The sequence below is a fragment of the Pantoea sp. M_10 genome (assembly GCF_008631515.1).
GTDB lineage: Bacteria > Pseudomonadota > Gammaproteobacteria > Enterobacterales > Enterobacteriaceae > Pantoea > Pantoea anthophila.
In genome coordinates, this window is the sequence record NZ_VWUL01000002.1 from 95933 (window position 1) to 118566 (window position 22634).

The 22634-nt window shown below is 56.8% G+C and carries 21 protein-coding genes; 19 read left to right on the forward strand and 2 right to left on the reverse strand.

Features of this window, described 5'->3' with window-relative positions:
- Window positions 1–10: 10 nt before the first annotated feature.
- From F3I47_RS07335 to F3I47_RS07345, 3 genes are all read left to right on the forward strand, one after another.
- The gene (locus F3I47_RS07335) at window positions 11–637 is read left to right on the forward strand and encodes a DUF1007 family protein (protein ID WP_009088701.1); all 627 of its coding nucleotides are present in this window, start codon (window positions 11–13) and stop codon (window positions 635–637) included.
- The gene (locus F3I47_RS07340) at window positions 628–1608 is read left to right on the forward strand and encodes a nickel/cobalt transporter (RefSeq protein ID WP_150028952.1); all 981 of its coding nucleotides are present in this window, start codon (window positions 628–630) and stop codon (window positions 1606–1608) included. Before F3I47_RS07335 ends, F3I47_RS07340 begins: the two co-directional genes overlap by 10 nt.
- Before the next feature lie 203 nt (window positions 1609–1811).
- Window positions 1812–2825 carry a TIGR04086 family membrane protein gene (locus F3I47_RS07345; protein ID WP_046102373.1) on the forward strand — a complete coding sequence of 338 codons (1014 nt, stop codon included), beginning with the start codon at window positions 1812–1814 and terminating at the stop codon, window positions 2823–2825.
- Window positions 2826–2884: 59 nt separating this feature from the next.
- Here the strand turns inward: F3I47_RS07345 and suhB are convergent, their stop codons facing one another.
- Window positions 2885–3688 carry an inositol-1-monophosphatase gene (suhB, locus tag F3I47_RS07350; RefSeq protein ID WP_009088706.1) on the reverse strand — a complete coding sequence of 268 codons (804 nt, stop codon included), beginning with the start codon at window positions 3686–3688 and terminating at the stop codon, window positions 2885–2887.
- A 132-nt stretch (window positions 3689–3820) separates the two neighbouring features.
- Between suhB and trmJ the strand changes: the two genes are divergently transcribed.
- The 5 genes from trmJ to sseB all read left to right on the forward strand — a co-directional run bounded on the left by trmJ (window position 3821) and on the right by sseB (window position 8709).
- Window positions 3821–4558: a tRNA (cytosine(32)/uridine(32)-2'-O)-methyltransferase TrmJ gene (gene trmJ, locus F3I47_RS07355; protein ID WP_046102371.1), complete on the forward strand. Its 738-nt coding sequence runs from the start codon at window positions 3821–3823 to the stop codon at window positions 4556–4558.
- A 145-nt stretch (window positions 4559–4703) separates the two neighbouring features.
- Complete coding sequence (iscR, locus tag F3I47_RS07360; protein WP_009088710.1) at window positions 4704–5201, forward strand: Fe-S cluster assembly transcriptional regulator IscR; 498 nt, start codon at window positions 4704–4706, stop codon at window positions 5199–5201.
- Window positions 5202–5289: 88 nt separating this feature from the next.
- Complete coding sequence (locus tag F3I47_RS07365; protein ID WP_150028951.1) at window positions 5290–6450, forward strand: IscS subfamily cysteine desulfurase; 1161 nt, start codon at window positions 5290–5292, stop codon at window positions 6448–6450.
- Between the two features lie 161 nt (window positions 6451–6611).
- Entirely contained in the window at window positions 6612–7898 is a 1287-nt protein-coding gene (gene pepB / locus F3I47_RS07370; protein ID WP_009088714.1) for an aminopeptidase PepB, read from the forward strand.
- A gap of 46 nt (window positions 7899–7944) precedes the next feature.
- Complete coding sequence (sseB, locus tag F3I47_RS07375) at window positions 7945–8709, forward strand: enhanced serine sensitivity protein SseB (protein ID WP_150028987.1); 765 nt, start codon at window positions 7945–7947, stop codon at window positions 8707–8709.
- 38 nt (window positions 8710–8747) lie between these two features.
- Here sseB and sseA read toward each other — a convergent pair whose 3' ends face one another.
- Window positions 8748–9590, reverse strand: coding sequence for a 3-mercaptopyruvate sulfurtransferase (gene sseA / locus F3I47_RS07380; RefSeq protein ID WP_009088719.1), 843 nt, complete (start codon window positions 9588–9590; stop codon window positions 8748–8750).
- Between the two features lie 318 nt (window positions 9591–9908).
- Here sseA and ndk point away from each other — a divergent pair, with 318 nt between their 5' ends.
- The 11 genes from ndk (at window position 9909) to F3I47_RS07435 (ending at window position 22600) form a co-directional block, all read left to right on the forward strand.
- Entirely contained in the window at window positions 9909–10340 is a 432-nt protein-coding gene (gene ndk, locus F3I47_RS07385; protein ID WP_003848684.1) for a nucleoside-diphosphate kinase, read from the forward strand.
- A gap of 186 nt (window positions 10341–10526) precedes the next feature.
- Complete coding sequence (locus F3I47_RS07390; protein WP_009088720.1) at window positions 10527–11696, forward strand: bifunctional tRNA (adenosine(37)-C2)-methyltransferase TrmG/ribosomal RNA large subunit methyltransferase RlmN; 1170 nt, start codon at window positions 10527–10529, stop codon at window positions 11694–11696.
- Window positions 11697–11776: 80 nt separating this feature from the next.
- Window positions 11777–12511 carry a type IV pilus biogenesis/stability protein PilW gene (gene pilW / locus F3I47_RS07395; RefSeq protein ID WP_150028950.1) on the forward strand — a complete coding sequence of 245 codons (735 nt, stop codon included), beginning with the start codon at window positions 11777–11779 and terminating at the stop codon, window positions 12509–12511.
- Window positions 12501–13514 carry a cytoskeleton protein RodZ gene (gene rodZ / locus F3I47_RS07400; RefSeq protein ID WP_009088726.1) on the forward strand — a complete coding sequence of 338 codons (1014 nt, stop codon included), beginning with the start codon at window positions 12501–12503 and terminating at the stop codon, window positions 13512–13514. Before pilW ends, rodZ begins: the two co-directional genes overlap by 11 nt.
- A 37-nt stretch (window positions 13515–13551) precedes the next feature.
- Window positions 13552–14673, forward strand: a complete 1122-nt coding sequence (gene ispG / locus F3I47_RS07405) for a flavodoxin-dependent (E)-4-hydroxy-3-methylbut-2-enyl-diphosphate synthase (protein ID WP_009088728.1) — start codon at window positions 13552–13554, stop codon at window positions 14671–14673.
- Window positions 14674–14778: 105 nt separating this feature from the next.
- Window positions 14779–16056: a histidine--tRNA ligase gene (gene hisS / locus F3I47_RS07410; protein ID WP_046102368.1), complete on the forward strand. Its 1278-nt coding sequence runs from the start codon at window positions 14779–14781 to the stop codon at window positions 16054–16056.
- A gap of 33 nt (window positions 16057–16089) precedes the next feature.
- The gene (locus F3I47_RS07415; RefSeq protein ID WP_150028949.1) at window positions 16090–16707 is read left to right on the forward strand and encodes a YfgM family protein; all 618 of its coding nucleotides are present in this window, start codon (window positions 16090–16092) and stop codon (window positions 16705–16707) included.
- Between the two features lie 19 nt (window positions 16708–16726).
- Window positions 16727–17908, forward strand: coding sequence for an outer membrane protein assembly factor BamB (gene bamB / locus F3I47_RS07420; protein WP_150028948.1), 1182 nt, complete (start codon window positions 16727–16729; stop codon window positions 17906–17908).
- A gap of 174 nt (window positions 17909–18082) precedes the next feature.
- Window positions 18083–19573, forward strand: a complete 1491-nt coding sequence (gene der / locus F3I47_RS07425) for a ribosome biogenesis GTPase Der (protein WP_009088735.1) — start codon at window positions 18083–18085, stop codon at window positions 19571–19573.
- A 62-nt stretch (window positions 19574–19635) separates the two neighbouring features.
- On the forward strand, window positions 19636–19857 hold the full coding sequence (locus F3I47_RS07430) for a zinc ribbon domain-containing protein (protein WP_009088737.1): 222 nt from the start codon (window positions 19636–19638) through the stop codon (window positions 19855–19857).
- A 301-nt stretch (window positions 19858–20158) separates the two neighbouring features.
- Window positions 20159–22600, forward strand: coding sequence for a glucose/quinate/shikimate family membrane-bound PQQ-dependent dehydrogenase (locus F3I47_RS07435; RefSeq protein WP_150028947.1), 2442 nt, complete (start codon window positions 20159–20161; stop codon window positions 22598–22600).
- Window positions 22601–22634 lie beyond the last annotated feature (34 nt).

Below are 22634 nucleotides of genomic sequence, written 5' to 3' on the forward strand. Positions count from 1 at the left end.
TTATAACATTATGAAACGCGCACTTTTAACCTTACTGATGGCACTAAGTCCGGCTGTCGTGGCTCACCCTCACAGTTTCATCGACATGAAAACCGCGCTGGTGGCACAGGGTGATACCTTTACCGGTTTAAAGATGACCTGGACCATGGATGAAATCACCTCCGCCGATCTGCTTTATGATGCAGGCGACGCCAGACCGGGCAGCGTAGTGTGGAAAAAGCTGGCGGCGGGCGTGATGGCGAACGTTCTTGGCCAGCACTACTTTTCTGAAGTCTGGCATAACAAACAGCGGGTAAAGTTTTTGAATCTGCCAACGGAATACAATCTGTCACGCAATGGCCACAAGGCGGTGCTCGAATTTATTCTGCCGCTGGCGGAGCCGCCGACGCTGACCGGACAGCACTTTGAGATCCTGACCTTCGATCCCACCTACTTCGTCGATATGTTCTATGACAATCCCGGCGCCTTAACACTGCCGCCTGCACTGCAGGGGCGCTGCCGCTTTACCCTGACGACACCGAAACCCAATGATTCGCTGAAGCAGTATGCGCTGTCGCTGGATAAAGCCGATGCCCCCGCAGAGGAGATGGATCTGGGCCGCCAGTTTGCTCAGACGGTGGGGCTGACATGTCAGTAATGTCCACACCGGGGCGGGGATCGCGGCTCTGGCCACTCTGGCTGATGGCGGCGCTGCTGCTGAGCGGCGGACTGCTGGTCTGGGTCTACTGGTCACAGATTCTGCTGCAGAGCGTCTTGTGGCAGAAGGATCTGCACCGGCAGATGACGCAACTGTTGCAGCAGGTGGCTGAGCAACCCCATCAGGCGGGTCTGTCGCTGGTGATTTTCAGCCTGCTGTATGGCGTGCTGCATGCGCTGGGGCCGGGCCACGGAAAAGTGGTGATCGCCACCTTTCTGGCGACCCATCCTGCCAGAGTGAAAACCAGTATCAGGCTGACGCTGCTCGCCTCACTGTTGCAGGGCTCGGTAGCTATCGGGCTGGTGACGGTGATGCTGATAATTCTGCAAACCTCGTCGCGGCAGCTGCACCTCAGCAGTTTCTGGCTGGAGAAGGGCAGCTATCTGCTGGTGATCGGTCTGGGTGTGCTGATGGGCTATCGGGCGCTGCGTGCCCTGTGGCGGGCTTTGCGTCCCCGGCCTGCGCCACTGTTTCGCGCCTTCCAGCCCCATCATCAGCATGATGCGCAGTGTGGATGCGGACATGCGCACCTGCCGACACCGCAGCAGATGCAGGGAAGTGTCAGCCTGAAAACTCAGCTGCTGGTCGTGGTGTCGATGGGATTACGCCCCTGTTCCGGTGCGATCATGATGCTGCTGTTTGCCAAAGTGATCGGCGTTTATGGCTGGGGCGTGCTCTCGGCTGCGGTGATGGCGCTCGGCACGGCCCTTACCATTTCGGCCATAGGCGTGCTGGTTCAGCAGGCGCGCTCGGTGGCGCAACGGCTGGCGCAGCCCCGCGAAACGGCGGGCAGGGCGCGGCTGCTTATCCCGCTGCTGACCCTGACCGGCAGTCTGATTTTAATCGTCGCGGGTCTCGCCCTGTGGCAATCAGCCCAGCTGACGCTGGGCGGTGGCATCCGGCCTTTCTGAATTAAAAACGCAGCGGGAATAAAATAGCCGCTGCGTTCTTCTCTTCGCTAATCCGCTTTAAATTCACATCTTTATTATTTTCTCACGCCGCTTTAGTGGAGAAGTGACTATTTCCTGTCTACGCTGTTAATACCAAATCGGCACGTCGCCGTCGGGATGATAAAAGATCAAAGCAGCTTTCTTTTTTGCGAGGAGTATATTTCATGGCTGATACCCGTATTAATAATGGTTATACCGAAACGCTGGCGACCGGGCCCGCAGGATTACCCTTAAAGCGTATTTCCTGGAGCGCCGTATTTGCCGGTGTTATCTGCGCGCTTATCGTTCATATCATTCTGACGCTGCTGGGAACGGCGATCGGTGCCACCACCATTGATCCGATGAAAGAACAGAATCCTCTGGATGGCCTTGGTACGGGCGCACTGGTCTGGACGGCGATTGAGATGCTGGTTGCCATTGCGGCAGGTAGCTATGTGGCAGGACGCCTGGCGCAGCGCGAAGGCGCCATGCACGGCTTACTGATGTTTGGCCTTAGCACAATTTTCACTATTTACCTGGCGGTTACGCTGGCTTCCAGTGTATTAGGCGGCGCGATGAATATTGTAGGCTCCGGCTTCCAGGCGCTGGGTAATGGTATTTCCGCAGCGGCACCTTCGGTAACGCAAATGGCAAAAGAGAAGCTGCAGGAAAATAATATTAATCTGGATAACCTGCAGAGCGAACTGGAAACCACGCTGCGTCAGACCGGTAAGCCGGAATTACAGCCAGAGAATTTAAAACAGGATGCGAATAACGAAGCGCAGAATGCAGAGAATCAGGCGAACAATACCGCAAACCATCCGCAGACGGCCGATACCGATCTGGCTAACTGGTTAAAAGGGGTGATGGATCGTCACTCTGATACGCTGCAGGCCGCTGACCGTGATGCGCTGAAAAATATTATCAAGGCGCGTACCGGTAAAAGCGATGAGGAAGTGGATCAGATCGTTGCCAAAACCGAGCAGAGCTATCAGCAGGCCGTTCAGAAGTATCAGGAACTGAAACAGCAGGCTGAGCAGAAAGCGCGTGAAGCCGGCGAAAAAGCGGCCGCTGCTACTGCGAAAGCGAGCTGGTATGCCCTGATTCTGCTGATCATCGAAGCCGTGCTGGCGGGTGTGATGGGCATGGTGGGTCGTCGCACTCAGCCTCGTCAGGTGCTGGCGCACGAACGTCGCTAATCCCCTGTAACAGGCAATAAAAAAGGCGGCTGAGAAGCCGCCTTTTTTCTGTCTGAGACTTAGCGTTTTAACGCTTCGCTCAGCTCATCACGCATGGAGGAGAGCATCGCTTTCACTACGCGCGGGTTACCGGCAACGATATTACCGGAGTGCATATAGCCATGGTTACCAGTGAAGTCTGTCACCAGACCGCCCGCTTCACGAACCAGCAGTTCTCCCGCCGCAAAGTCCCACGGCTTCAGGCCGATTTCAAAGTAACCGTCCACGCGACCGGCGGCCACGTAGGCCAGATCCAGCGCAGCTGAACCGGTGCGGCGGAAATCGGCGCACTGCGTAAAGAGTTTAGTCAGGATGTTCATGTAAGCCGGTGCATGCTGCTTCATCTTGAACGGGAAGCCGGTTGCCAGCACGGTGCCATCCAGATCGCGGGCAATGCTGCCGCGCAGACGATAGCCGTTCAGCTGGGCGCCCTGACCGCGTGAAGAGGTGAAGAGCTCATTGCGCATCGGATCGTAAACGACCGCGACTTCAGTGCGGCCTTTGATGCGCACAGCGATAGAGACAGCGAAGTGGGGCAGACGTTTGATGAAGTTTGAGGTGCCATCCAGCGGATCGATAACCCATTGAACGTCCTGATCTTCGCCCGCCAGCTCACCGCTTTCTTCGGTGATGATGGTGTGTTTCGGGTAAGATTTACGAATGATTTCGATAATCAGGCGTTCTGCTTCACGGTCAACATTGGTTACGAAGTCGTTGCTGCCTTTCTGGCTGGCTTCGACGGCGTCCGGGGTTTCATAATATTTGGCAATTAAATTTCCGGCCTTGCGCGCTGCGCGCACGGCAATGTTGAGCATTGGATGCATCGGTATCTCTCGCTGGATGTTAAAGAACGGGGAAAACGGCGCGGAGTATAGCAGTGTGTTCGGTAAATGTCCTGCTTTATGTTAGGATTCTCCCCACTGATTTTACTGACCCGTTTCTGAGTATCCCTAATCATGCTGCAAAATATTCGTATCGTTCTGGTTGAGACCTCTCACACCGGTAACATGGGCTCCGTTGCGCGCGCCATGAAAACCATGGGCTTAACCAACCTCTATCTGGTGAATCCGCTGGTCAAGCCCGACTCACAGGCCATCTCACTCGCGGCGGGTGCCAGCGACGTTATCGGCGATGCGAAAATCGTCGACTCGCTGGATGAGGCGATCGCCGGCTGCAGCCTGGTCGTGGGCACCAGCGCCCGTTCCCGTTCACTGCCATGGCCAATGCTGGATGCGCGTGAGTGCGGCGTGAAAAGTGTGGAAGAGGGCCAGCAGGCACCGGTCGCGCTGGTCTTTGGGCGTGAGCGCGTCGGACTGACCAACGAAGAGTTGCAGAAGTGTCATTATCACGTCGCGATTCAGGCGAATCCGGAGTATAGCTCGCTGAATCTGGCGATGGCGGTGCAGATTATCGCCTATGAAGTGCGCATGGCATGGTTACAGTCGCAGGAGCAGGCCAGCCCGCCACCGAAGTATGAAGAATCGCCTTATCCGCTGGTCGACGACCTGGAGCGCTTCTATCAGCATATGGAACAGATGATGCTGAACAGCGGCTTTATCCGTGAAGCCAATCCTGGTCAGGTGATGAGCAAACTGCGCCGTCTTTATACCCGCGCGCGTCCGGAACGCGATGAACTCAACATTCTGCGCGGCATGCTTTCCTCCTTTGAAAAGCCAAAAAGCGATAAAAAATAAGCGGTTAATAGTTGACTGAATTACCAGGTTAAATAGTTGAGTGTTTTACCAGGTTAAATAGTTGACCAATTTACTCGGGAATGTCAGACTTCAGAGCATCTGTTGCTAATCCTCCGATAACCGGACGCTATTGAGGTCGTATGCTATGAGACTGACATCCAAAGGACGTTATGCCGTTACCGCAATGCTGGACGTTGCCCTTCACTCCCATGAAGGCCCGGTCCCGCTGGCTGATATTTCAGAGCGTCAGGGCATTTCGCTCTCCTATCTGGAGCAGTTATTCTCGCGGCTGCGCAAAAACGACCTGGTCTCCAGCGTCCGGGGACCGGGCGGCGGTTATCTGCTGGGCAAAGCGTCCAATACCATCTCTGTCGGTGAAGTGATCACCGCCGTGGATGAGTCTGTAGATGCGACGAAGTGCCAGGGGAAAGAGGGCTGCCAGGGCGGCGAACGTTGCCTGACCCACGTACTGTGGCGCGACCTGAGCGTGCGCATCAGTGACTTCCTGAATAACATCACGCTGGCTGAGCTGGTGAACAATCAGGAGATCCTGGATGTCGCCGACCGGCAGAATGCGATTGATAATCGCCGCTTCCAGAGCCCGCGTACTCAGGAAATCAACATCAATCAGCGCGCCTCGTAATCCCCCCTGTTGCGGCCCTTACTGCTAACGCGGTCAGGGCCGAATCTGCTATAAAGACGTATGATTTTTTATACGGAGCTGTAGCGCAATGAAATTACCGATTTACCTGGATTACGCCGCCACCACGCCGGCCGATCCGCGTGTGGCCAGCAAAATGATGCAGTTTCTGACGCTGGATGGCACGTTCGGTAACCCGGCCTCGCGATCGCACCGTTTTGGCTGGCAGTCTGAAGAAGCGGTCGATGTTGCGCGTAATCAGATCGCCGAACTGGTCAATGCCGATCCGCGTGAAATCGTCTTTACCTCAGGCGCCACCGAATCTGACAACCTCGCGATCAAAGGTGCGGCCCACGCCCATCAGGCGCGCGGCAAACATATCATCACCAGCCGGACCGAACACAAAGCGGTACTCGACAGCTGTCAGCAGCTGGAACGTGAAGGCTTTGAGGTCACCTGGCTTACGCCAGGCACTGACGGCATTATCTCCCCTGACCAGCTGCGGGCGGCGCTGCGCGACGACACCATTCTGGTCACCCTGATGCACGTCAATAATGAAACCGGCGTGGTTCAGGATATTGCCGCCTTTGGTGAACTCTGTCGCGAACGTGAGATTCTGTTTCATGTGGATGCGACCCAGAGCGTCGGCAAGCTGCCTGTCGATCTCGGCGTGCTGCCGGTGGATCTGATGTCCTTTTCTGCTCACAAACTCTATGGCCCGAAAGGCATCGGCGCGCTCTATGTGCGGCGGAAACCGCGCGTGCAAATCGCCGCCCAGATCCACGGTGGCGGGCACGAGCGCGGTATGCGATCCGGCACCCTGCCGGTTCATCAGATTGTCGGGATGGGGGAAGCCTTTCGCATCGCAGCTGAAGAGCGCGAAACCGAGATGGCGCGTCTGCAGGCGCTGCGTGAGCGTCTGTGGCAGGGCATCAGCGCACTGCCGGGCGTGACCCTTAACGGCCATCCTCAGCAGAGCGCGCCGAATATTCTCAACGTCAGTTTCGCTGACGTTGAGGGTGAATCATTGATCATGGCGCTGAAAGATCTGGCGCTCTCTTCCGGCTCGGCCTGTACCTCCGCCAGCCTGGAGCCTTCCTATGTCCTGCGGGCGCTGGGGCTGAGTGAAGAGCTGGCGCACAGTTCGCTGCGCTTTTCGCTGGGACGCTTCACCACCGATGAAGAGATCGACTACGCCATCGCGCTGGTGCAGAAATCCGTGACGCGTCTGCGGGCATTAATGAAATCCTGACACCCGGTCAGAATCCGGAAACGGCACCTGTCATTGCACTTCGCTGGCATCACCCGACGGAATCTGTTATCAGGTCTGTCTGCGGATTGCATTTAACATCTTATTAAAGCCGTTATAACAATCAGGCTGGATGAAACAGATAACGATTATGGAGCTTTTCGATGACCACACAACCGATGAACATCACGCTTAGCAGCCAGCCCGCCGATGCGCGCTGGGGCGAAAAAGCGATTCTCAGCAGCAACGACAGCGGCATGACGCTGCATCTGACCGGCGCGGATGCGCTGAACACCATTCAGCGCGCGGCGCACAAAATCGACAGCCAGGGGATCCGCCACGTGGCGCTCACCGGCGAAGGCTGGCACCTTGAGCAGTGCTGGGCATTCTGGCAGGGCTTCCGTGGCCCGAAAGGGCAGCGTCAGGTGGAGTGGCCGGCGCTGGGCGAACATGAGCAGGCGGAGTTTGACCGTCGTCTGAAAGCGATCGACTGGGTCCGCAACGTCATCAACCTGCCTGCAGAAGATCTGGGGCCGGAACAGCTGGCACACATGGCGATCGATCTGATCAGTGAAGTGGGCGGCAGCGCCGTCAGCTATCGCATCACCAAAGGTGACGATCTGCGCGAGCAGGGCTACATGGGCCTGCACACGGTAGGACGTGGCTCGAATCGCCCGCCGGTTTTCCTGGCGCTGGATTACAACCCGACCGGCGATGAGAGTGCGCCGGTCTACGCCTGTCTGGTCGGTAAAGGCATCACCTTTGATACCGGCGGCTACAGCCTGAAGCAGAGCAGCTTCATGGATTCGATGAAGTCAGATATGGGCGGAGCGGCGACCGTCACCGGCGCGCTGGCGCTGGCGATTTCCCGTGGCCTCAACAAGCGCGTCAAACTCTACCTCTGCTGTGCCGACAACATGGTCAGCAGCAACGCCTTTAAACTGGGCGATATCATTCGCTATCGCAACGGTAAATCGGTGGAAGTGATGAACACCGATGCGGAAGGACGTCTGGTTCTGGCCGACGGCCTGATCGATGCCAGCGAACAGAATCCGACGCTGCTGATCGACGCTGCCACCCTGACCGGCGCAGCCAAAACGGCGCTGGGTAACGATTACCATGCGCTGTTTACCTTTGATGACGTGATGGCGCAGTCGCTGATGGGCAGCGCGGTGAGCGAGAATGAACCTTTCTGGCGTCTGCCGCTGGCAGAATTCCATCGCAGTCACCTGCCGTCTAACTTCGCTGACCTTAACAATATCGCCAGTCCTTCCCATGCGGCGGGGGCCAGCAGTGCGGCAGCGTTCCTGTCCCACTTCGTCAGCCACTATCAGCAGGGCTGGCTGCACATCGACTGCTCTGCGACCTATCGCAAAGGCGCGGTCGATCAGTGGGCCGCAGGCGCAACCGGCCTGGGCGTGCGCACTATCGCTAACCTGTTACTGAAATAAGCTGACCCCAGCGGTGGCCGATGCCACCGCTATGCAGAGAGCAACTATGAACCGTCTTGAAGAGGTGCTGAAGCTGGCCGCAACTGAGCCAGCCCATCGGCCCGAATTTTTTCAACTGCTGCTGGAGTCCGATGTCTGGGTTCCGGGTGAAAGCACCCAGCCACAGCTCGATGCCAGTACACCGGTTGATCTGCAGCACTGGGAAAAAGAGGATGGCAGCAGCATCATTCCTTTTTTCACGTCGGAACAGGCGATGAGCGAAGCCGTCACCGGTGAACAGGCCTGGCTGCGTCTGCCGGTGCGGACGCTGTTTGAGATTACGCGCGGCGAAACGCTGTTTCTCAATCCAAAGCTCCCTTCCGGCAAAGAGTTTACCCCGGCAGAGATTACGCATCTGCTGGCGGAGCAGGGCAGTGCGCTGAGTCAGCAGACCGTGCTGGAAGGCGGGCAGGCCCTGCTGCTCTCTGAGGTGGCCGAGCCGCCTGCGCAGATGATCGACTCACTGACGCAGCTGTTCAGCAAGCACAAGGAGGTGCGGCGCGCCTTTGTTGCCAGCATTCGTGAGCAGGCCGACGAAGCGCCTAATCTGCTGATTGGAATTGAAGCGGACAGCAACATTGAGGCGATTATTCAGGCTGCGGGCAGCGTGGCAACGGATACGCTGCCGGACGATGCGCCGATTGATATCTGCGAAGTTACCCTGCAGGACCGTGGTATCAGCCACTTCTTTACTGCGCACATCACGCCCTTTTATGAACGTCGCTGGGGCAGTTTCCTGCGTGACTTCAAGGGCAGCGAGCGGATTATCTGACGCAGTTAAAAACAGGCGGCTCATGGGCCGCCTGTTTTTTATTTCGCAATCGGTAAGTCGTCGCGACTGCCCCATTCACCCCAGGAGCCGTCATACAGCGTGACATCCCGCGCCCCCAGCGCCGTCAGCGCCAGGATCACCACCACCGCCGTGACGCCAGAGCCGCAGCTGGCTACTACCGGTTTGCTGATATCGACGCCGGCGTCAGCAAACAGCTGGCGCAGCGCCGCCTCCGGCTTCAGTTCTCCCTGTTCTACCAGGCTGTTCCACGGCACGTTCAGACTGTTGGGAATATGCCCGCGATGTAATCCGGGACGCGGCTCGTCCACTTCCGCGTTGAAGCGATTGGCCGCACGTGCATCCACGATCTGTGCGCCACCTTCATGGCTGATCAGCAGCACGTCCGTCAGACGTTTCACCCGGCTTTCATCCGCCTGAGCCTCAAACTCGCCTTCCGGCAGGCTGACCTCGCCGGTTTCCAGCGCAAAGCCCGCTGCTTTCCAGCCCTGCAGTCCGCCCGCCAGGATCGACACCTGCGCGACACCAAAGGTCTTCAGCATCCACCAGGCGCGTGGCGCGGAGAAGAGATTGCCTTCGTCATAGACCACCAGGTGTTTATCGCTGCTGACGCCCAGCTCGCGCATCGCCACGGCAAAGCGTTCGGCGCGCGGCAGCATATGGGGATAGGGGCTGGTGTGGTCGGACAGCGCTTCGATATCGAAGTAAGGGGCGTCGGGTAAGTGTCCCGCCAGATATTCAGCCTGAATATCACGCACGGCCTCCATGCCGGGTGGCAACATGCGCGCATCCAGTACCTGAAGCCGCTCATCATCATAGTGCTCTTGTAACCAGTCGGCGGACACAAACAGTGGCGTCGTCATAACAACCTCATCTCTGCAATCTGTGATAGCAGTGTCGGGGAATGTGGAGACCATCTCAAGCGATGCGTTAATAAAATGGGGCAGGGGAGGAGAAAAAGCCTGGCGTGCTGCTCAGGAATCGTCCGTCAGGGCTGCATCACCGGCGCTTTTTCAGGCAAAATCATAACGAAGACGCCTCTGCGTCGACTCAGATCAAGAATTTTCAACAAATTAGGGATCTCTGATAGGCAATGCCGCACTCAGCCCCTATAATCGGCGCCGTTTATTGGCCGGGGGCTGCGCCGCCGGTTTCTTCAGGACGTCAAGACAGAGGTCATCATGGCAATCGAACGTACTTTTTCTATCATCAAGCCAAACGCCGTCGCTAAAAATGTGATTGGTGCTATCTACAACCGTTTTGAAAGCGCTGGCTTCAAAATCGTTGGTGCAAAAATGCTGCAGCTGAGCAAAGAGCAGGCTGAAGGTTTTTACGCTGAGCACCAGGGCAAGCCATTCTTTGATGGTCTGGTTGAATTCATGACCTCTGGCCCGGTTGTCGTTTCTGTACTGGAAGGTGAAAATGCCGTTCAGCGTCACCGTGACCTGATGGGTGCGACTAACCCGGCAAACGCACTGGCTGGCACCCTGCGTGCTGACTACGCAGACAGCTTCACCGAAAACGCCACGCACGGTTCTGATTCTGCTGAATCCGCGGCCCGCGAAATCGCCTATTTCTTCGGCGAAAACGAAATCTGCCCACGTACCCGTTAATCGCCTGGCGATAAACAGCAGGTCGGCTTTACAAAAATCTGCCTGAGGGAGCCACTCCCGCCTGTTATCAGGCCGCAGATGTTGTACAATATTGCGCCTTCATTGACTTCGCTTAATGAAGGCGCAATTTTTTTCACCTATCCCTGAACAGCGCCATAACGTGTAACAACGAGGCCAGAGAATATTATGTCCGAACAGATTGTGACGTCCGCGTCCGCATCCCCCATTGTCGTTTCCCCTAAAAGCCAGAAAATCAACCTGCTGGATCTCAACCGTCAGCAGATGCGCGAGTTTTTCCAGTCGCTGGGCGAAAAGCCGTTCCGTGCCGATCAGGTCATGAAGTGGATTTACCACTACTGCTGCGACGATTTCGAGCAGATGACCGACATCAACAAAAAGCTGCGTAACCGGCTGATGGAGCTGACGGAGATCCGCGCACCGGAAGTGGCTGAAGAGATGCGCTCCACTGACGGCACCATTAAATGGGCCATCCGCGTGGGCGATCAGCTGGTGGAAACGGTCTATATCCCGGAAGGCGACCGCGCCACGCTGTGTGTTTCTTCGCAGGTGGGGTGTGCGCTGGAGTGTAAATTCTGTTCGACCGCACAGCAGGGCTTTAACCGTAACCTGCGGGTGTCAGAAATTATTGGTCAGGTGTGGCGTGCGGCGAAAATCGTCGGCGCAGCAAAAATCACCGGCCAGCGTCCTATCACCAACGTGGTGATGATGGGCATGGGTGAGCCACTGCTCAACCTCAATAATGTGGTTCCGGCAATGGAGATCATGCTGGATGACTTCGGCTTTGGTCTCTCCAAGCGTCGTGTGACCCTCTCTACTTCAGGCGTGGTGCCTGCACTGGACAAACTGGGCGATATGATTGATGTGGCGCTGGCCATTTCACTGCACGCGCCTAACGACAAGCTGCGTGATGATATTGTTCCGATCAACAAAAAGTACAATATCGAAACCTTCCTGGCAGCGGTGAAACGCTACATTGGCAAATCTAACGCCAACCAGGGACGCGTGACCATTGAGTACGTCCTGCTGGATCATGTCAATGACAGCACCGACGATGCGCATGAGCTTGCCGCATTACTGAAAGAAACACCGTGTAAAATCAACCTGATTCCGTGGAACCCCTTCCCGGGTGCACCTTATGGCCGCAGCTCAAACAGCCGCATCGATCGCTTCTCCAAGGTGCTGATGGACTACGGTTTTACCACCATTGTGCGTAAAACCCGTGGCGACGATATTGATGCCGCCTGTGGTCAGTTAGCGGGTGAGGTGATCGACCGCACCAAGCGTACGCTGCGTAAAAAAATGGCGGGTGAAGCCATCTCTGTGAAGGCGCTCTAGAAGCGTGACAGAGAACGTTTCCTGATGTGAAGACGCGTGGCAGGCTGCAGCCTGTCAATGTCAGGCAGAGGGAAACGATCGTGCGTAACGGATTACCCGCCAGTGTACTGGCGCTGTTTGTTGTAAGCGGGTGTGTCAGCCAGCCGCACTCACCCGGTGCTGAAGAGGTGCGTCTGCAGTTAGGGATGCACTATCTGGCGGCGGGTGATTATGCCGCCGCTGAGCGAAACTTTCTGCGCGCGCAGGCCGCCGCGCCAGAGGATTACCGGGTCTCGCTTGCGCTGGCACGACTGGCGCAACAGCAGGGCAATCAGACAGCAGCCCAGGCAGGGTTTATACTGGCACAGCAGCAGGCCCCGGATAATGGTTTTGTTGCTAACAATTACGGTGCGTTTCTCTGCGCTTTAGGGCAGTATGACGAAGCGCATCAACAGTTTAGTCGGGCAGAAACCGCTCCGTCGTCTGATGCACGCAACGACGCGCTTGAACTGGCAGGTTTTTGTTACCTGCAGGCGGGGGATGTTGTTGCCGCCCGCAGGACGCTACGCCGGGCCATTGAAGCCGACAGGCGAAAAGCTGATTCGCTGCTGGCGGAGGCTGAAAAGCAGATGGCTGAAAACCATCTGGCGAGGGTGCAGATTTTGCTCGACGTTTACCAGCTACAGTTGCCCGAAACGGCACGCAGTCTGGCGTTACACTTACGTTTCGCCGCGCTACAGGGAAATGCCGCAGACGTTTCACGTTATGGCGACCAGTTAGCGCGACGTTTTCCGCAATCGATACAGTACCAGCGTTATTTAGCTAATGAATACTGAAGCCACTCAAGAAAACTCTGCATTACATTCAACAGGTGATCGCCTGCGTCTGGCCCGTGAGCAGATGGGGCTGTCACAGCAGAACGTCGCTGAACGTCTGTGTCTGAAACTCTCTACCGTGCGTGACATCGAAGAGGACAAATCGCCTGCCGATTTAGCCTCGACGTTCCTGCGCGGTTACATCCGCTCTTATGCGCGTCTGGTGCACATTCCTGAAGAGGAACTGCTGCCGATGATGGCGAAACAGACGCCGGTCCGGGCGGCAAAAATCGAGCCGATGCAAAGTTTCTCCCTGGGCAAGCGCCGCAAGAAACGCGACGGCTGGTTAATGATTTTTACCTGGCTGGTGGTGTTCGTGGTGATTGGCCTGACCGGCGCCTGGTGGTGGCAGAATCACAAAGCGTCGCAGGACGATCTGGTGCCGATGACCGACCAGAACGGCAGCAGCGGCGATAGCGGCCAGTCGATTCCGCTGGGTGAGACCAGCGGTGACAGCGCGGCGCCAGCCGCGCCTGACGAAAGTAATACGGCCGCCAGCGACAACAGCGCGACCAGCACGCCAGCCACCTCTGCGCCGGCTGCCAGCACCACCACTACCCCAGCCACAACGCAGACCGACAGCAGCAATGCTGTCGTGTCACCGAGCCAGGCGCCACAGGACACCACATCGGCAGCACCGGCCACGACTAACCCTGCAACCAGCACGACACCACAGATGCCGGTTGGCGCTGCCGCAGTCAGTGAACCGGCGGCCGACCCGAATGCGGTGGTTATGAACTTCACCGCCGACTGCTGGCTGGAAGTGAGCGATGCCACCGGCAAAAAACTGTTCAGCGGCATTCAGCGTAGTGGTGGTAAACTGAGCCTCGCGGGCACACCTCCGTATCGTCTGAAAATTGGCGCGCCGTCCGCGGTTCAGGTGCAATATCAGAATCAGCCCGTTGATTTAAGTCGTTTTATCCGTAATAACCAGGTTGCTCGCCTGACGTTGGGTGCGCAATAACAGCGTATCGCGTACCGGGCAATTGTGGAGAAGAAATATGCATAACGAAGCACCCATTATCCGTCGTAAATCCAGACGCATTTACGTCGGCAAGGTGCCGGTCGGTGACGGCGCACCTATTGCCGTCCAGTCGATGACCAACACCCGCACCACTGACGTGGAAGCGACGGTAAATCAGATCAAAGCCCTTGAGCGCGTCGGTGTCGACATCGTTCGTGTCTCGGTGCCGACCATGGATGCCGCAGAAGCGTTCAGGCTGATCAAACAGCAGGTGAACGTGCCGCTGGTTGCAGACATCCATTTTGACTACCGCATCGCCCTGAAAGTCGCCGAATATGGCGTTGACTGCCTGCGCATCAATCCCGGTAATATCGGGAACAATGAGCGTATTCGTATGGTGGTTGACTGCGCGCGCGACAACAATATTCCGATCCGGATTGGCGTTAACGCCGGTTCGCTGGAAAAAGATCTGCAGGAAAAGTATGGCGAGCCGACGCCGCAGGCGTTGCTGGAATCGGCCATGCGTCACGTCGATCACCTCGACCGTCTCAACTTCGACCAGTTTAAAGTCAGTGTAAAAGCCTCTGACGTCTTCCTGGCGGTGGAATCTTATCGCCTGCTGGCAAAACAGATCGATCAGCCTCTGCATCTCGGGATCACCGAAGCGGGCGGGGCGCGCGCTGGCGCAGTCAAATCGGCGATTGGGCTGGGTCTGCTGCTGTCAGAAGGGATCGGCGACACGCTGCGTATCTCGCTGGCGGCCGATCCGGTTGAAGAGGTCAAAGTCGGCTTCGATATTCTGAAATCACTGCGCATCCGTTCGCGCGGCATTAACTTCATCGCCTGCCCGACCTGTTCACGTCAGGAGTTTGACGTGATCGGTACGGTCAACGCGCTGGAGCAGCGTCTGGAAGATCTCATCACGCCGATGGATGTCTCTATTATCGGCTGTGTGGTCAACGGACCGGGCGAAGCGACGCTCTCGACCCTGGGCGTGACCGGTGGCAGCAAGAAGAGTGGTTTCTACGAGGATGGCGTGCGTCAGCGCGATCGTCTCGATAACCATGACATGATCGATCAGCTGGAAGCGCGCATTCGTGCCAAAGCGTCGATGCTGGATGCCAGCCGCCGGATTGACGTGCAGCAGCTGGAAAAATAATGGCGTGCGCAGCCTGCGTGCGTGACTTTTTTGACTGAACCTGTGCGGTTTCATCCTCATAAGGTATGATGCCGGACAGGTTTTTTTGCATTAAGAGATTTTAACGTGGCGAAGAATATTCAGGCGATTCGCGGGATGAACGACTACCTGCCTGCGGATACCGCTCTCTGGCAACGGATTGAAGGCGTACTCAAGCAGACACTGGCGAGCTACGGCTACAGCGAAATTCGCTTGCCGCTGGTGGAGCAGACCCCACTGTTTAAACGCGCCATCGGTGAAGTCACCGATGTGGTTGAAAAAGAGATGTACACCTTCGAGGACCGTAATGGCGAAAGCCTGACGCTGCGTCCGGAAGGAACCGCAGGCTGCGTGCGAGCCGGTATTGAGCACGGTTTACTCTACAATCAGGAGCAGCGCCTGTGGTACATGGGGCCGATGTTCCGCTATGAGCGTCCGCAGAAGGGCCGTTATCGCCAGTTCTACCAGATCGGCGTCGAAGTGTTTGGTCTGCAGGGACCGGACATCGATGCGGAGCTGATTATGCTCAACGCCCGCTGGTGGAAAGCCTTAGGCATTGCCGACCACGTTCGCCTGGAACTCAACTCCATCGGCTCACTGGAAGCGCGTGCGCACTACCGCGATGCACTGGTCGCTTTCCTCGAACAGCACAAAGAGGTGCTGGATGAGGATTGCAAACGCCGCATGTACAGCAACCCGATGCGCGTTCTCGACAGTAAAAATCCCGATATTCAGCAGCTGCTGAATGATGCGCCGCAGCTCGGCGACTATCTTGATGACGAATCACGCGACCATTTCAGCGGCCTGTGTGCCCTGCTGGATGACGCGGGCATCCGCTACACCGTTAATCAGCGTCTGGTGCGCGGCCTGGATTACTACAATCGCACCGTGATTGAGTGGGTCACCGACAGCCTGGGTTCACAGGGTACCGTGTGCGGCGGCGGTCGCTATGACGGTCTGGTAGAGCAGCTTGGTGGACGTGCCACCCCTGCGGTGGGCTTCGCGATGGGCATGGAGCGTCTGGTGCTGCTGGTTCAGGCGGTGAATCCGGAATTTGAACCGACGAGCAATGTGGATGTCTATGTTATCGCTTCCGGTCAGGGCGTGCAGTCCGCTGCGATGCAGCTGGCTGAGAAATTGCGCGATGAAGCGCCAGAGCTGAGGCTGATGACTAACTTTGGCGGCGGCAACTTCAGGAAGCAGTTTGCCCGCGCTGACAAGTGGGGCGCTCGCGTCGCGCTGGTGCTGGGCGAGGATGAAGTCAAAGCCGGTCAGGTCGTGGTGAAAGATCTGCGCCGTGGCGAGCAGCAAACGCTGGATCAGGCAGAGGCTGCTGCTGTATTGCGCACGCTGTTACAGGCGTAACACAGCACCAACCATAGAAAGGAGAAGGATTGCGTGGAAGTGTATAGCAATGAGAACGAGCAGACCGAAGCGCTGCGCAACTTTTTTACCAGCAATGTTAAGGCGTTAGCCATTGGCGTAGTCATCGGCATTGCTGCGCTGGGTGGCTGGCGTTACTGGAGCAGTCATCAGGACGATACTGCGAAAACGGTATCGGCCCAATATCAGCAGCTGACCACCGCCATGCAGGCGGGCAAACCTGAGACGCTGGAAGCGGTCAACCGGTTTGCCAGCGAAAACAGCAACACTTATGGTGCGCTGGCGGCGATGGATCTGGCGAAGCAGTATGTGGATGCCGGTCAGCTTGATAAAGCCGCAGCACTGCTGCAAAACGGACTGAAAGATACCAAAGATGCCAATCTGCAGGCGGTGATTAACCTGCGTCTGGCTCGCATTCAACTGCAACAGAATCAAGCGGATGCGGCGCTTAAAACCCTTGACGGTGTGAAGGGTGATGGCTGGACAGCCATTGTGGCCGATATTCGCGGCGAAGCGCTGCTGGCCAAAGGCGACAAGCAGGGCGCGCGCGATGCCTGGAGTAAAGGGGTGGAATCTGACGCCTCTCCGGCATTGAAGCAAATGATGCAGATGAAGATGAATAACTTAAGCTAAGCCAGTCAAGAGAGAGCGCATGGAATTACGTAAATACCTGCTGCCGGGACTGATTTCAGTCACTTTGCTCAGCGGTTGTTCGCTGTTTAGCGGCGAAGAAGATGTAGTGAAAATGGCCCCGCTGCCGAAGGTGGAAAATCAGTTTACGCCAGAGAAAGTGTGGAGCACCTCAGTCGGCGATGGCGTGGGTGATTTCTACTCCAATCTGCATCCTGCCTGGCAGGACAGTACGGTCTTCGCAGCCGACCGCTTTGGTATCGTGAAAGCGCTGGATGCCGCAGACGGTAAAGAAAAATGGAAAGTCGATCTCTCTGAGAAAACCGGCTTCTTCTCGAAAAATCGCTCAGCCCTGTTATCGGGCGGCCTGACGGCGGATGGCGATCGGATCTATGTCGGCAGCGAGCGCGGTCAGGTTTATGCCCTGAACAGCAGCGATGGCAGCCTGGCCTGGCAGACGAAAGTCGCCGGTGAAGCGCTGTCACGTCCGGTGGTCAGCGATGGCCTGGTGCTGATCCACACCAGCAACGGCATGTTGCAGGGGCTGGACCAGAGCAGCGGGGCGGTGAAGTGGAGCGTTAACCTGGATATGCCTGCGCTATCACTGCGCGGTGAATCGGCTCCGGCTGTTGCGTTTGGCGGGGCCATTATCGGTGGTGACAACGGCCGCGTCAGTGCCGTCGTGCTGAACCAGGGGCAACTGATCTGGCAGCAGCGTATTTCTCAGGTCAGCGGCGCAACCGAAATCGATCGTCTGAACGATGTCGATACGACCCCGGTTATCGTCAACGGCGTGGTTTACGCGCTGGCGTACAACGGTGACCTGACGGCGCTGGATCTGCGCTCCGGCCAGATTCTGTGGAAACGCGAAATCGGCGGTGTGAAAGATCTGATTGTTGATGCCGGCCGCATCTATCTGGTCGATCAGGATGACCGTGTGATTGCCCTGAACGCGGACGGTGGCGTCGCTATCTGGCGTCAGAGCGATCTGCTGCATCGCAACCTGACTTCACCGGTGCTCTACAACGGCTATCTGGTGGTTGGCGACAGCGAAGGGTATCTGCACTGGCTGAACACCACCGACGGTCGTTTTGTCGCGCAGCAGAAGCTGGACAGTTCCGGTTTCCAGACCGAGCCCGTGGTCGCCAGCGATAAGCTGCTGATCCAGTCGAAAGATGGTGAGGTTTATGCGATTACCCGTTAACGGGTAAACGTCCGGCAGGTGAAATCCTCCGTTCCGACGGCTCCTGATTTAATCAGGGGCCGTTTCGTTTTTAGTCAGGCATGGTATTCTTTGCGCCTTAAGCCTGAACTTAACGGCCAGAGCCGTTATAATCACGCCATTCGGGCGATTCATTTTTTATTGAGGCATTTTGTTATGGTACCTGTGGTCGCGCTGGTTGGGCGTCCCAATGTGGGAAAATCTACGCTATTTAACCGCTTAACCCGCACTCGTGATGCGCTGGTAGCGGATTTTCCCGGACTGACTCGCGATCGCAAATATGGTCGCGCCGAAGTGGAAGGGCGCGAATTTATTGTTATTGATACCGGTGGTATCGACGGCACCGAAGAGGGTGTTGAAACGCGGATGGCCGAGCAGTCGCTGCTGGCGATTGAAGAAGCGGATGTCGTACTGTTTATGGTCGACGCACGTGCGGGCATGATGGCCGCCGATCAGCAAATCGCTAAACATCTGCGTTCCCGCCAGAAAGCCACTTTCCTGGTGGCGAACAAAACTGACGGGCTCGATCCGGATCAGGCGGTTATCGACTTCTATTCACTCGGCCTGGGCGAGATCCACGCCATTGCGGCGTCGCACGGTCGTGGTGTCACCAGCCTGATTGAAACGGCGCTGCTGCCGTGGATGGAGACGGTTGAGCCGGTCGAACTGACCGAAGAAGAAGAGAACCAGGCTTACTGGGCGGCGCTGGACGCCGAAGAGATCGCTGAGCAAGAAGCCGCCGAGGAAGAAGAAAACTTCGACCCGACAGGTTTACCTATCAAGCTGGCCATCGTGGGGCGTCCTAACGTAGGTAAGTCAACGCTTACTAACCGTATCCTCGGTGAAGACCGCGTGGTGGTCTACGATATGCCCGGCACCACCCGCGACAGTATCTATATTCCAATGGAGCGTGACGGACGTGATTACGTACTGATCGACACCGCCGGGGTGCGTAAGCGCGCCAAAATTTCTGACACCGTAGAGAAATTCTCGGTGATCAAGACGCTGCAGGCGATCGAAGATGCCAACGTGGTGATGCTGGTCATCGACGCCCATGCCGGTATCTCGGATCAGGATCTCTCCCTGCTGGGCTTTATTCTCAACAGTGGCCGCTCGCTGGTAATCGTGGTTAACAAATGGGATGGCCTGTCGCAGGAAGTGCGTGACGAAGTGAAAGAGACGCTGGACTTCCGTCTGGGCTTTATCGATTTCGCCCGCATCCACTTTATCTCTGCGCTGCACGGCAGCGGCGTAGGTAACCTGTTTGAATCGATCACTGAAGCCTATGACTGTTCGACCCGGCGCGTAAACACTTCGCTGCTGACGCGCATCATGAACATGGCGGCAGACGATCACCAGCCACCCCTGGTGCGCGGCCGTCGCGTTAAGCTTAAGTATGCCCATGCCGGTGGTTACAACCCGCCCATCGTGGTCATCCACGGGAATCAGGTGAAAGATCTGCCAGATTCTTACAAGCGCTACCTGATGAACTATTTCCGCAAATCCCTGAATGTGATGGGAACGCCAATCCGTATTCAGTTCAAAGAGGGTGAGAACCCTTATGAAGGCAAGCGTAACCTGCTGACGCCGACTCAGCAGCGTAAACGTAAGCGTCTGATGGCGCATATGAAAAAGAATAAGCGTTAATGAGAAGAGGGCCATGAGGCCCTCTTTTTTTTGTGCTGAACACGCTGCTCAGGAGGGGAAAGGTGACTATTCACTGCGAAAAATGTCAGCAGCCACTGCGGCTCAGCGACGGCGAATTTATCTGTGACCGCTGCAGTGCGCACTATCCGGCGCAGCCCGTCTGTCCGGACTGTCACCAGCCACTGACGGTACTGAAAGCCTGCGGTGCGGTCGACTATTTTTGTCAACATGGCCACGGATTGATCTCGCGCAGGCGGGTGCAGTTTCAGCCGTCCACACCGTAAGATTTGGCTATGATTAAACGCACCGGTGAACCCGACCCGCCCGCCGTTTTGTAGCAAAAATGCTATTACGTCGTAACAAATGAGTTGTATATGTTCACTCGGTTATGTACCAGGTGGTACAATCCTGCCGCGTCGTGGGAGGGGCCAGCCACATCTGTAGGCTTCCGGCCCTCAGATTCTTACGGACGCGGGTCTGTTTATAATTGATTTGAAACAGAACGGGGCTCTGCGCAGAACGTTTAAGGCGCGGAGTCCGGACGGTACCTGTCCGGACGTTCTGTTTATTCAGGAGAGATAGTTTATGGCTGAAACATCCTCCCGCTCCGCCAGGGGGTTGGGAATCGCATCCGTGCTGCTCGGACTGGTGCTGCTTGCTACCGGTCTGTTCTTTGCAATCGGTGGGGGCAAACTGGTTGCGCTTGGCGGCAGCTGGTACTTTTTGATTGCAGGGATCGTCATCGTACTTTCCGCAATTCAGTTCTTCCGCCGCAAATCGTCGGCAGCGGTTCTTTTCCTGCTGGTCTTCATCGGCACGCTGATCTGGTCGCTTTTTGATGCCGGCCTGGATTTCTGGCCGCTGGTCTCACGCCTGATGGTGCCAGCCGGACTGACACTGCTGGCCTTCCTGATCTGGCCTTCACTGCGTAAGCATGAAGGTAAGCCCTCACTGGCAAAACCTTCCTATACCTTCTCCGCACTGCTGGCCGCAGGCATGGTGGTCACGCTGGTGCAGATGTTCCAGCCGCATCCTACCGTGGCTGGTAACGGTGAAGAGCTGCCGCTGATCCCGGTCGATAAAACCAAACAGCAGAAAGACTGGGATAACTACGGCAATACGCCGCAGGGCAGTCGCTTTGTGGCGCTGGACCAGATTACCCGCGACAACGTGAAGGATCTGAAAGTTGCCTGGACCTTCCGCACCGGTGACACCCCGGTCAGCCCGACCGGTAACGGCGCAGAAGATCAGCAGACGCCTTTGCAGATTGGCAACACGCTCTATCTCTGCACCCCACACAATAATGTGATTGCGGTGGAAGCGAACAGCGGTAAGCAGATCTGGAAACGCGAAATCAATGCGCAGGCTGAAGTCTGGCCGCGCTGCCGTGGTCTGGCTTACTTTGACGCGACGAAACCGCTGCAACAGCCGGACAAGCCGGGGTCAGTTCCGGTAACGGCCGTTACCCTGCCTGCCGGTGACACCTGTCAGCGTCGTATTCTGATGAACACCATCGACGCGCGTCTGATTGCCATCAACGCCGACAACGGTGAGTTCTGTGAAGACTTTGGCGATCACGGCATTGTCGATCTGAAAGCCGGCATCGGTAAGGCGCCAGACCCGCAGTATCAGCTGACCTCAGCCCCTACGCTGGCAGGCACCACTGTCGTGGTTGGCGGACGCGTGGCGGATAACGTACAGACCGATATGCCGGGCGGCGTGCTGCGTGGATTCGACGTTATCACCGGCAAGATGCGCTGGGCGTTTGACCCGGGCAACGTTGACCCGAATGCGATCCTGATGCCGGGCAAGGAGTACACCCGCAGTACGCCAAACTCCTGGGCACCGATGTCATACGATCCGACCATGAACACCGTGTTCATTCCGATGGGCAGCTCCTCTGTTGACCTCTGGGGCGCGAACCGTACTCCACTGGATCACAAATATGGCGCATCCGTGCTGGCGCTGGATGCCACCACCGGTAAAGAGAAGTGGGTCTATCAGACCGTGCATAACGATCTGTGGGACTTTGACCTGCCGATGCAGCCAAGCCTGATCGACTTCCCGCAGAAAGATGGCAGCACCACGCCAGCGGTGGTGATCGGTGGTAAAACCGGCATGATCTTTGTGCTCGACCGGATGACCGGTAAGCCTTTGACCAAAGTCGAAGAGCTGCCGATGCCGCAGGGCCATATCCCGAACGAGCAGTACACTAAAACTCAGCCACACTCGACTGGCATGCCGCAGATTGGCAACCAGACGCTGAAAGAGTCTGACATGTGGGGGGCAACGCCGTTTGATCAGCTGGCCTGCCGTGTTGCCTTTAAATCGATGCGTTATAACGGCCTGTTCACCGTGCCGGACACCGACAAGTCGCTGAGCTTCCCGGGCTCGCTGGGTGGAATGAACTGGGGCAGCATGTCGACTGACCCTAACAATCATCTGCTGTTCGTTAACGATATGCGTCTCGGCCTGTGGGTGCAGATGATCCCTGCTGACACCAATAGCATTTCACGTGGCAGCAACGGTGGCGAAGCGATCAACACCGGTATGGGTGCAGTACCGCTGAAAGGCACGCCGTACGCCGTAAACAAAAATCGCTTCATGTCTCCGCTGGGCATCCCTTGCCAGAAGCCGCCATTTGGTACGCTGTCGGCGATTGACATGAAAACCCAGAAAATCGTCTGGCAGGTACCGGTTGGTACCGTGCAGGACACCGGACCGTTTGGTATCAAAATGGGCGTGAAAATGCCGATTGGTATGCCGACGCTGGGCGGAACGCTGGCAACGCAGGGTGGCCTAGTCTTCATCGCCGGTACCCAGGATTACTATCTGCGCGCCTTTGATTCTTCAACCGGTAAAGAGGTGTGGAAAGCGCGCCTGCCGGTCGGCAGTCAGGGTGGCCCGATGAGCTACGTCTCACCGAAAGATGGTAAGCAGTACATCCTCATCTCGGCAGGTGGCGCACGTCAGTCACCGGATCGCGGTGATTACGTGATTGCTTACGCGCTGCCAGACAGCAAGTAATATCGCAAAAGGAAAAGGGCCGACATTGTGGGCC